This window comes from Verrucosispora sp. SN26_14.1, from assembly GCF_004307965.1.
Lineage (GTDB): Bacteria > Actinomycetota > Actinomycetes > Mycobacteriales > Micromonosporaceae > Micromonospora.
Genome location: NZ_SISL01000370.1, coordinates 1 through 5,818, shown reverse-complemented (window position 1 = coordinate 5,818; position 5,818 = coordinate 1). Strand labels below are relative to the sequence as shown.

5 protein-coding genes are annotated in these 5,818 nt (G+C 72.4%); 3 read left to right on the top strand and 2 right to left on the bottom strand.

Annotated elements, in window-relative coordinates; genetic code table 11:
- Positions 1-693, top strand: a 693-nt coding sequence (locus EYA84_RS24680; protein WP_131055796.1) for a VWA domain-containing protein, incomplete at its 5' end; no start/stop codon positions are given.
- A gap of 209 nt (positions 694-902) precedes the next feature.
- Positions 903-2,390 carry a sugar transferase gene (locus EYA84_RS24675; protein ID WP_131055794.1) on the top strand — a complete coding sequence of 496 codons (1,488 nt, stop codon included), beginning with the start codon at positions 903-905 and terminating at the stop codon, positions 2,388-2,390.
- Positions 2,391-2,400: 10 nt separating this feature from the next.
- On the opposite strand, the gene EYA84_RS24670 is transcribed toward EYA84_RS24675, so the two are convergent.
- Positions 2,401-3,528: a PP2C family protein-serine/threonine phosphatase gene (locus tag EYA84_RS24670; RefSeq protein ID WP_131055792.1), complete on the bottom strand. Its 1,128-nt coding sequence runs from the start codon at positions 3,526-3,528 to the stop codon at positions 2,401-2,403.
- A gap of 98 nt (positions 3,529-3,626) precedes the next feature.
- On the opposite strand from EYA84_RS24670, the gene EYA84_RS24665 reads away from it, so the two are divergent.
- Positions 3,627-4,184, top strand: a complete 558-nt coding sequence (locus tag EYA84_RS24665; RefSeq protein WP_131055790.1) for a MarR family winged helix-turn-helix transcriptional regulator — start codon at positions 3,627-3,629, stop codon at positions 4,182-4,184.
- Between the two features lie 10 nt (positions 4,185-4,194).
- Here EYA84_RS24665 and EYA84_RS24660 read toward each other — a convergent pair.
- On the bottom strand, positions 4,195-5,818 hold a 1,624-nt coding region (locus EYA84_RS24660), incomplete at its 5' end, for a PP2C family protein-serine/threonine phosphatase (protein WP_343232785.1).

Genomic DNA, 5,818 nt, shown 5'->3' with positions numbered 1-5,818 from the left:
AGACAGCCGCAGGGCGGGGTGGCCGCCGGCGGACTGGCGCCGGACGCGGTGGAGCGGGCGGTGTCGAGTTGGTCGATCGCGACCCTGTCCGGCCGGATGCTCTGCATCATCGACGTCTCGGGCTCGATGAAGAAGACCGTGCCGACGGCCAACGGGGCAACCCGGCAACAGGTCACCATCGAGGCGGCCCGGCGCGGCCTGAACCTCTTCGACGACTCCTGGTCGATCGGGCTGTGGGTGTTCTCCACCAAGCTGGCCGGGTCGCGGGACTACCGCGAGCTGGTGCCGATCGGGCCGCTGTCACGGCAGCGCGGCACGCTGGAGCGGGGACTGGACACGGTCACCTCGTCCAGCGGTGACACGGGGCTGTACGACACGCTGCTGGCCGCCTACAAGGACGTCCAGCGCAACTGGGAACCGGGCAAGGTCAACTCGATCGTGCTCTTCACCGACGGCAAGAACGAGAACCCGGACGGCATCTCGCAACGTGATCTGCTGGCCGAGCTCGATCGGATCAAGGACCCGGAGCAGCCGATCCAGGTCATCATCGTGGGTATCGGCACCGAGGTGAGCAAGTCGGAGCTGGACACCATCGCCGGGGCAGCCGGTGGCGGGGCGTTCATCGCCGCCGACCCCACCAACATCAGTGACATCTTCCTCAGGGCGATCGCCCTGAGGAAGGCGCCGGCCTGAGCGAATGCACAGGGACGGGGTCTGCGGTACCGGAGAAAGCGGTACGACAGGCCCCTTTCCGGTCGTCCTCCACCCCGGAAAGTGACGGCAATACGTCCGAAGCAATCGGCCGTCATAGTTATCAAGGCAGGATGTTCTCGTGCACCGGCAGATCTGGCCTCCGTCCCGGCCGGTCCCGGGCCGTCTCCGAGCGAAGTGTGGGAGGGCTGGTGACCTCGGCGACGCTGTTGACCCCCGCCAGATCGTCATCGCGATCGGGTGACACTCCGCCATCGAGCGGGTCGGTGCGTGGCGACCAGCGGACGTACGTCCGTTCCCTGGTCGTGCTGGACGCCACCGTCCTGTCCGTGGCGGTGCTCATCGGTTACGCGGCTCGATTCGGCGAATCCGTGCCACGTGGTACCCACGTGCCCTACGTCCTGTTCGCGCCGGCCCTGGTGCTGGCCTGGTTGGTCTCCCTGAAGGTCCTGCGCTGCTACGACGACCGGGTGGTCGGCTACGGCGCGGACGAGTACCGGCGGGTGAGCATGGCCAGCCTCCGGCTGGCCGGCGCCGTCGCGATCCTCGGGTACGTCGCCGACGTCGGCGTGTCCCGTGGCTTCCTGGCGATCTCGTTCGCGGTGGGCACGATCGGGCTGGAAGTGGCCCGGTTCGCCGCGCGCAAACGTCTGCACCGAGCCCGGTCGCGGGGGACGGGCTGGTCTCGGCGGGTGCTGGTGGTCGGTGACACCGCACACGTGTTGGAGCTGGTGCACACGCTGCGCCGCGAGCCGTACGCCGGCTACCAGGTGGTCGGCGCCTGCATCCCGGACGCACTGTTGGCTCCGGTGGCGCAGCGGCTCGGTGACGTGCCGGTGGTCGGCTCGTTCCGGGGCATCCCGGAGGCCGCCGACGCCATCGGTGCGGACACGGTCGCGGTCACCGCCTGCGGGGAGCTGACCGCCACCCGGCTGCGCCGGCTCGGGTGGCAGCTGGAGGGAACCGGCATCGACCTGGTGCTGGCCCCGGCGCTGACCGACGTCGCGGGCCCGCGCATCCACACCCGCCCGGTCGCCGGGCTGCCCCTGATCCACGTGGAGGCACCCGAGTTCCGTGGGGTGCGCAAACTGGTCAAGGGGCTGGTCGACCGTTCGGTCTCGCTGGTGGCGCTGACCCTGCTGCTGCCGCTGCTGGCAGCCATCGCGCTCGCGGTGAAGGTGAACAGCCGGGGGCCGGTGCTGTTCCGGCAGACCCGGGTGGGTCAGGGCGGGCGTGAGTTCGGCGTCTTCAAGTTCCGCACCATGGTGGTGAACGCGGACGCCCTGCTGGCCGAGTTGACCGTGCGCAACGAGACCGACGGCCTGATGTTCAAGATGCGGGACGACCCCCGGGTGACCCGGGTCGGTCGGCTGCTGCGCAAGTGGTCCCTGGACGAGCTTCCCCAGTTGGTCAACGTGCTGCTGGGGCAGATGAGCCTGGTCGGGCCCCGGCCGCCGCTGCCGTCGGAGGTGGCCCGCTACGACGGCGACGTGGCCCGCCGTCTGCTGGTCAAGCCCGGAATGACCGGTCTCTGGCAGGTCAGCGGCCGATCCGACCTGAGTTGGGAGGACGGCATCCGGTTGGACCTCTACTACGTGGAGAACTGGTCGCTCGCGGCCGACCTGACCATCCTCTGGAAGACCTTCGGCGCGGTGATCAACAGTCGGGGCGCGTACTGACCCGAGGTGGCTACGGCTGCGGGCCGGTCCAGTCCAGGCACACCACGACCGCGTCGTCGGTCAGGTCGCCGGCGACGAAGGCCCGCAGATCGCCGAGGAGGGAACGGACCGCGTCCAGCGGAGTCATCGGCGCGGTACGGCGCAACATCCGGTCCAGTGCGGTCTCGCCGTACCGGATGTTGCGCCCGGTGGCGTCGATCACCCCGTCGCTGATCATGAAGAGGCGGTCGCCGCGCTGGAGCTGGATGTACTGCTCGACGTAGGTCGTCCCCTCGAACATGCCGAGCGGGAACTGCGCCTCCAGCGGCTGCACGGTGACCTGGCCGGCCCGCAGCAGCACCAGCCGGGGCGAACCGGCGTCGACGGCGGTGAGCAGGCCGGTCCGCAGGTCGAGTTCGAGCAGCAGGGTGGAGAGATGTTGCTCACCCCGGTGCAGGTCGTAGATCGCCTGGTCGGCCAGGGTCGCCTGGTCGGCCAGCGGGATGCCGGCCCGTCGGGCGTTGCGCAGTGCGCAGGTGGCCAGCGTGGTGAGCATCGAGGCGGCCACCCCCTCGCCCATCCCGTTGATCGTCGCGGTCCAGACCCGCTCACCGTCGTCGGACCAGTCGAAGCTGTCGCCACGCACCGCGTACGCGGGTTCGAGCTGGCCGGCCAGGCTGAACGAGGGCCGGGTGCGGCTGCGCCCGGGGAGGAGTTCCCACTGCACCTCGGCCGCGAGCGTGAGCCGTCGGGTACGCCGGGCGATGCGGTACACGTCGGTGCCGGGGTCGACCGCGGTCAGCTCGTGGGCCAGGGACGTGGCGATCTCCAGCAGCTCGCCCAGCAGCCCGTCGTCGGCCAGCGGCGCGACCCGGAGCACTCCGCGCCGTTCACCGCGCATGTTGACCGGCAGGTAACCGGTGCCGTTCGCGTACACCGGGGTCTCGTGGTCGAAACAGCGCCAGGCGGGGTGACCGGGGCTGGTCACCTCGTCGCCCCCGGTGAGCGGGAGCAGCGCGGCCAGGCGGTAGTCGACCTGGAGCAGCTCGGTCTCGGTGATGCCGTACTCCCGCTCCAGCAGCTCCGCGACCCGCCGGACGAGCAGGTCTGCCGGGGCCGCCGTGAGTGTGGCACGGGCCTCGTCGACCGGCTCGCTCATCGTCTCTCCTTGATCACAAGCCCATGCGGCGACAGAATCGGAGTACGCTCAGGCCCACCATGGCGGAACTGCATGGTCCACCGGGACCTGAGACGAGTATGGCTGCCGAGCTGGATACCGCGGCAGGCGCCCTGCTGACCGTCTGGGACGGTGCACGGGAACGAACGGCCAACCGGATCTCCACCGCCCAGCTGCGAGCCGTCATGCTCGTCGAACGGCAGGACGGGATCAACCTGCGCCGGTTGGCCGCCGGGCTGGACATGCTGCTCTCCTCGGCCAGCCGGCTCTGCGACCGGCTGGTCGCCGCCGGGATGCTGGAACGCGAGCCCGGCCGTGCCGACCGCCGGGAGATCTCGCTGCACCTCACCGCCGAGGCCCGCCGGCTCCTCGCCGAGCTGCGCGAGGACCGCCGTCAGCATCTGGCCACGATCCTCGCCGCGATGGCCCCGGAGGCCCGGGAGGCGTTGCTGCACGGGTTGCGCGAGTTCGACGCGGCGGCCCGGGCGCGGGTGATGCGGCCGGTGTCGCCGCTGGTGCCGCAGCAGGAGACGCACCCGGAACAGCTGCCGGCGGGGCTGACCGCCGTGGAGCACGTCGCCGAGCCGCCGGCACGGGGCTGGTCCGCGGGGGAGACCTCGGTCTCCCGCACCGCCTGACCGGCGGCGCTCAGCCGTGCCCGGCCGGGCCCACCGCCAGCATCGCCACGTCGTCGTGCCGGTGCCCGCCGCACCACTCGTCGACCAACCGGAGCACCCGGTCGACCAGCGCCGACGGTGACGACCCGGCGACCTCGACCAGGGCCCGGTGCAGCCGCCGCTCGCCGAACATCTCGGTGCCGTGCGGCCCGCCCCGGGCCTCGGTGACCCCGTCGGTGCGGGCCAGCAGCAGCTCACCCGGCCGCAGGCGGATCTCGGCCTCGTCGAACCGCGCCCCCGGCACCGCACCCACCGGCATGCCGCCCACCTGGACCGGGGTCACCGTCCCGGCAGCGTCGACCAGCAGCGGCGGCGGGTGCCCGCCGCCGGCCACCCGTACCAGTAGCCCGCCGTCCGGCTCCGGATGCAGCGCGCCCAGCAGCAGGGTGGTGAACTGGCCGCGACGGGTCGCGTCCGGGATGTCCAGCAGAGCCCGGTCGAGCAGGGCGAGCAACTCCCGGGGCCGGTGTTCGACCAGCCGCAGCGTCTGCAACGACTGCCGGACCCGGCCGGTCAGCACGGCCGCGCCGACGCCCTTGCCGCTGACGTCGCCGAGGGCGAACAGCGCGCCCCCGTCGGTCGGGAGCACGTCGTAGAAGTCACCGCCGATGCGCAGGCTGTCGCCGGCCGCCCGGTACCCACCGGCGAGCCGTACGCCGCCCACGGCGGGCAGGTCCGGCGGGAGCAGGCTGTTCTGCAGGACCCGGGCCAGGTGGATCTGCTCGTCGTAGAGCTGCGCGGTGGCCAGGGCGGCACCGGCTCGGGCGGCGAACTCCCGGACCAGCTCGACGTCGCGCCGGTCGAACCCGTCACGTGCTCCGGTCCGCACCAGCACCAGCGCGCCTGCCGTCCGCCCGGCCCCCGGCATCGGGCTGACCAGCAGCGTCGCGGCCGGATCGAGGTCGTCGGGGATCAGCGGCCCGGCTCCGCCGCGCTCGGTGACGGGCCAGGGCCGTGGGACGCCGGTCTCCCCGTCGAGCGCCTCGACCAGCCCGGGTACGGCGCTGACCGCGTCCCAGCTGGCGGCGCCGAGGGTCGGCGTCGATCCGTGGCCGGAGTGCCGGATCCACTGCGGTTGGTACTCGACCGTCCCGCTCGGCAGGTACACGACCAGGGCCAGGTCGGCGAGGTACGGCACCGGCAGCGTCGCGGCGGCCTGGAGCGCCTGCTCGCGCTGTAGCGCCAGGCCGAGACGGCGGCCGGCCTGGGCCAGGAAGTCGGTACGCCCCCGTTCGGTCCGCAGCGCCTCGGCGCGCAGGTGGTCGTCGGTGACGTCCCGCACGTACCACGCCGACCGGTCACCGGCCAACGGGCGGCGGATGCCCCGGAGCAGCCGCTCCCGGTGCTCACCCTCGACGTCGTCCGCGCCGGTCGCGTACGCCTGCGACAGCATCGTCACCGGGGAGCCGGGCAGGGCGACGCCCGGGTGCAGCTCCGGCAGCAGCGCGCTGGCCGTGGCGTTGACCAGGAGAACCTGCCCGACGCTGTCGGCGATCAGCACCGCCTCGGCGAGCCCGTCGAGGAGTTCCCGCGCGAGATCCGGGTCCACCGAGGGGGCGGAGCCGAGGCGGCCGGCTCGCCCACGGCCGGTGGCG